Genomic DNA, 3,887 nt, shown 5'->3' with positions numbered 1-3,887 from the left:
ACCCGACAATCTCCATTTTCGCGTGGTCGGGGGGGCGGTATTTTTCTTATAACAGACCCCCCCCCGGCTCGCCCCCGGCCCATCCGGGGGCCGACCCCTACACCCACGCCGATGGCCGCCCCAACCCCTCCGCCGCCCTCCCCAACACCGACGGTCACCCCCTCACCGCAGCAGCCCCCTCCAACTCCGGTGGCTACCCCCACGGCCGCACCTGTGGCCAACAGGCCGCCCTCTGGGGCTGCTACGAGCGCTCCCATTCCCCGCTTCACCCCCCTCATCCAAGGGATCCGTTCGGGTGGCGGGGGCACTGCCGGGAGCAAGGGATCCGAATCCAGCGCTCCTGGGAGGGGTGTCGTTGCTGGCCTCGGTGGATCCCAGGCGCAGGGGTCTGCGCCGACAGCAGGAGAAGGGGCTGGGGAGGCTTCCACTCCTACCTCCTCGCCTGCAGCAGTGGCTGCCAATCCGGACATCCTGGCCCGCCCCATTCCGGGTCGCAACCCGCCGCCACAGTACCCTCCCCAAGCCCGCCGCCTCGGCCAGCAAGGCCAAGTGCTGTTGCGGGCCAGGGTGGATGCCCAAGGGCAGGTGCAGCAGGTGGAAATTGTCTCTTCTAGCGGCTTCCCAGCCCTGGACAGGGCCGCACAAGAGGCGGTGCAAAGGTGGCAGTTTAGCCCCGCCTTGAGAAACAACACCCCGATTGAGTCGTGGGTGACGGTGCCGATTCAATTTACCCTCAATTGACTGTTTTGGAGATTGTCCATGCCGTCTTCTCTTTCTCGCCGTCAACTTTTTGTCCTTGGCCTGGCCAGCCTGGGGGTCTGGGGGATGGGTCGCCAGGCCCAAAGCCAGATCCCGCCAGCTCCGGTTCGGCGAGTGGCCAGCCTCACCTCCTTGACCGCCGATATTCTCTATCGCCTGGCCCCGGACAAACTGGTGGGGATCCCGGCCGGACGTTTGCTGGAGGCGGATCCCCGCTTTCAGGGCATAACTCGGCTGGGGCTGGGCAACCAACCTAACCTGGAGCCAATCGTGGCCCTGCAACCGGACTGGGTGGTGGGGGCCAGTGGCTTGCACACGGCTCTGGCAGAACGATTGCAGGCATTGGGGATCCCCACCTATCTCACGCAGGTGGACAGTTGGGCTGCCCTGGAAACAACCATCGCCACTCTGGCTGCGGCTGTGGGAGTGGATCCGGATCCCTTGCTGCGGGAGTACGGATCGCTTTTGCCCCAGGAGCTGCCCCCGGTTCGCCCCAAAACCCTGCTTTTGGTCGGCACCCAGCCGATTCTTGCTCCCAACCGGCAAAGCTGGGCCGGGGATCTGCTGGAGCGCTTTGGCGCCGACAACCTAACGGCTGCCCTGCAAAGCCAAGGGCAATTTCGCGGCTATGTCACCCTTGCGGCAGAGCGCATCCTGGAAGCCAACCCCGAGGTTTTGTTGGTGGTCAACCCGGAGGCGGCGGATCCCTTGGCGTTTTTCCGGGCCCGCCCCTTTTGGAACCAGTTGAAAGCCGTTCAAACCCAGAGGGTCTATGGATTTGACTACTACGGCTTGGTCAACCCCGGCAACCTAGAGAAAATTAGAGCGGCCTGCGAGCAGTTGGCCCGCGTTTTTTTGGAGGGCTGACCCAAGGGAACGCGGGAGATGGCCTTTTTGCTTGAAAAATTAAAAAATTATTGTTGAAATACCTTTCTAGTCCAAGCTGTAGCGGGTGAGGCGCTGCACCTGATCGGAGCTGAGGCCCAGCTCTTGGGCAATCTGGGCAGCCACCCGATTCGGATCCAGCTCCGGAAATTCAAATTCCAGCTTGCGCAAATGGGGATTGGTGGTCGTCACCTCCACCTTAGTGTAGCCACGGGAGCGGCGGATCTCCGCTTGGATGGAGAGAATATCCAGGGTTAGGATGGCTTGCTGCTGGCTGCGAATGGCCAAAGGCTGCGCCTGCGGGCGGGGACGGCTCAGCACTTGGCCGGTCACCCATTCTCCACCCACCCCAAACAGGATCCCGGCCAGGGGCAAGACCAGCCAGAAGTCGGCCCCCAAGCTGGGCCAGAGCGCTCCGCGCCGCTTACGCGACTGAAGAAGCTTGAAGAGGTTCGCCATGCCTTGAGGGATCCGGGAAACAGCTTTTCTCCGCCATCCTAGCCTGGCAGAGTGGGATCGGTGGGTAGCAAGCGGGACATGCGCATTTTGTTGGTGGAAGACGACCCGGAGCAGTTGGAGCCTTTGCAGGCTGCTTTGGCCAAGTGCGGCCATGTGGTGGACTGCGCCAGCGAAGGGGAGACGGCCGCTTGGCTGATGGAGGAGAAAGCCTACGATCTCCTCATCTTGGATTGGATGCTGCCAGGATCCAGTGGGATCCAACTCTGTCGACAGTACCGCCGCTTGGGGGGATGCGCACCGGTGCTGATGTTAACCGCCAAGGATGCCACATCGGACATCGTGCAGGGGTTGGATGCGGGGGCAGACGACTACCTGGTCAAGCCGGTGGATCTCCTAGAGCTGCTGGCGCGGGTGCGGGCGTTGGGGCGCCGTTCCCCCCAATGGCAAGGCGACAGCCTCAGCCTCGGATCCTTGCAGTTGCATCTGGCCAGCCTCATCCTGGAGCGGCAGGGGCGACAAGTGCAGCTTTCGGGCAAAGAGTTTCAGTTGATGGAATACCTGATGCGCCATCCCAACCAGGTGCTCAGTCGCGGCCAGATCGAACAGGCGGTGTGGGAGTGGGGCTGTGAGCCGGAAAGCAATGCCGTGGCGGCGCTGGTGCGGCGGTTGCGGTTACGGTTAAAGGAGGTGGAGGCCCAGGATTGGCTGGAGTCGGTGTATGGCCAGGGGTACCGGCTGCGCATCCCCTCCCCGGCAGCAGACCCATAGAAGCAGTTCCTTAAGGGTGGCATGGAGGCCAAAAGAGCCGGGCCAAAGCATTCTCTCCCGCGGCTGGGCTGGGACTGGGCTTCTCTGAGGCCAACTCTTCAGCAGCACCTGAGCCGGAAGGCCGAGACAGAAGAGGCAGGGCTGTTTCAGCACAGCCGCCGTCGCTTGGCCCGCAGCTTTGCCGGGGTGATGGGCGGGATCCTGGTGGTGTTTGCCGCCCTCTTTTACCGCTTGGAAGTGGAGAACCGGTTGCAGGCTTTTGACGAGGAGCTGCAGGGTCAAGCCCGGATTATGGCAGCCGCCATCAAGTACGAGCTGCGCCAGGGGCAGTGGCGGCTGGTCTTGAACGAAGTGCCTTTCTTGGGGAGCAAAACCCAGCCCCTCGAGCATCACCTGGCCTACGTGCGCTGGTTCGATGCCGCCGAGCCCGGTGGGGCAGAGCCGCTGGGATCCCTGCGCCAATACACGGGATCCCCCCCTCCGCTGGAGCTGTTGGCTGGCTCTCCCCACCACCTGTCCTTGGGGTTTGAGACGGTGGCGGAGGAAGGGGGCAGGCTGCTGCGCCAGCTCACCCTGCCGGTGCAACAGGAGGAGCAGATCCTGGGCTACTTGCAACTGGCGGTGCCCCTGGAGCCGCTGCAACTGAGCTTGGGCCGGCTGCGCTGGGGGCTGGGGATCGGGATCCCGCTGACGCTGGGGTTGATCGGCGGGGCCGGCTGGATCTTGGGGGGGCTGGCCATGCAGCCGATTCGCCGCTCCTACGAGCAGTTGCAGCGCTTTACCGCCGATGCTGCCCACGAGTTGCGCGCCCCCCTGGCCGCCCTGATGAGCAATGCCCAGATGGCTCTGCTTGCCCCGGAAGAAGCACAACCCCGTTTGGAAAAAGTGGTGAGCAGCGCCCGCCGCCTCAGTGGGTTAATCGATACGTTGCTGCAGTTGGCCCGCCAGCAGGGATCCCTGCCTTGGGAGGATCTGCCCCTGGTGGATTTGCGGGAGCTGGTGCAGGAGCTGGGCGA

General features: G+C 63.6%; 5 protein-coding genes. 4 read left to right on the top strand and 1 reads right to left on the bottom strand.

Translation table 11 applies throughout. The annotated features are described in order from the left end of the window. Positions 1–189 precede the first annotated feature (189 nt). Together NW853_RS04675 and NW853_RS04670 are read left to right on the top strand one after the other, a co-directional pair. Positions 190–741, top strand: coding sequence for an energy transducer TonB (locus tag NW853_RS04675; protein ID WP_414348043.1), 552 nt, complete (start codon positions 190–192; stop codon positions 739–741). Positions 742–759: 18 nt separating this feature from the next. Then, on the top strand, positions 760–1,626 hold the full coding sequence (locus NW853_RS04670; protein WP_414348041.1) for an ABC transporter substrate-binding protein: 867 nt from the start codon (positions 760–762) through the stop codon (positions 1,624–1,626). A gap of 66 nt (positions 1,627–1,692) precedes the next feature. Here NW853_RS04670 and NW853_RS04665 read toward each other — a convergent pair whose 3' ends face one another. Further along, positions 1,693–2,103: a hypothetical protein gene (locus NW853_RS04665; protein WP_414332352.1), complete on the bottom strand. Its 411-nt coding sequence runs from the start codon at positions 2,101–2,103 to the stop codon at positions 1,693–1,695. A 78-nt stretch (positions 2,104–2,181) separates the two neighbouring features. Here NW853_RS04665 and rppA point away from each other — a divergent pair, with 78 nt between their 5' ends. Both rppA and NW853_RS04655 read left to right on the top strand, forming a co-directional pair. After that, complete coding sequence (gene rppA, locus NW853_RS04660; protein WP_414332354.1) at positions 2,182–2,871, top strand: two-component system response regulator RppA; 690 nt, start codon at positions 2,182–2,184, stop codon at positions 2,869–2,871. Between the two features lie 21 nt (positions 2,872–2,892). Further along, the coding region (locus NW853_RS04655) for a sensor histidine kinase (RefSeq protein WP_414348038.1) at positions 2,893–3,887 on the top strand (995 nt) is incomplete at its 3' end.

This window comes from Synechococcus sp. H55.11, from assembly GCF_047462475.1.
Taxonomy (GTDB): Bacteria; Cyanobacteriota; Cyanobacteriia; order Thermostichales; family Thermostichaceae; genus Thermostichus.
Note: the sequence above shows the minus strand (reverse complement) of the source record. Positions and strands in the feature narration are given on the sequence as shown.